Consider the following 321-nt stretch of genomic DNA (forward strand, 5'->3'; position numbering starts at 1 on the left):
AGATAGAGTTTTTAATTCTATCTTTTTCTTATATCCAATTAACTAAAAGAAGGGTAGAAGAGAATATGAATACATCTATGAAAAAAAATCTAGTAAATTTACGAGTTGATTTTGCTTTCAAGCGCTTGTTTGGAGTAGAAGGAAACGAGGAGATACTCATTGGTTTTCTTAATGCGGTATTACAATCCTCTTTAGATGAGGAAATCATTTCTTTGCATTTAGATGATCCGCATCTTCCAAGGGAGCAAAAGGATGATAAATTGTCTATTTTAGATTTGCGAGCTACTCTGAATAATGGTATAAAATTAAATATAGAGATAC

At 30.8% G+C, this 321-nt stretch carries 1 protein-coding gene; it reads left to right on the forward strand.

The window, feature by feature from the left end:
* Positions 1-65 precede the first annotated feature (65 nt).
* Positions 66-321: Rpn family recombination-promoting nuclease/putative transposase (locus RT27_RS32230; protein WP_043939990.1), on the forward strand; the 256-nt coding region annotated here is incomplete at its 3' end.

Origin of the sequence: Bacillus sp. L_1B0_5, assembly GCF_000836715.1 — a bacterium.
GTDB lineage: Bacteria > Bacillota > Bacilli > Bacillales > Bacillaceae_G > Bacillus_A > Bacillus_A thuringiensis_S.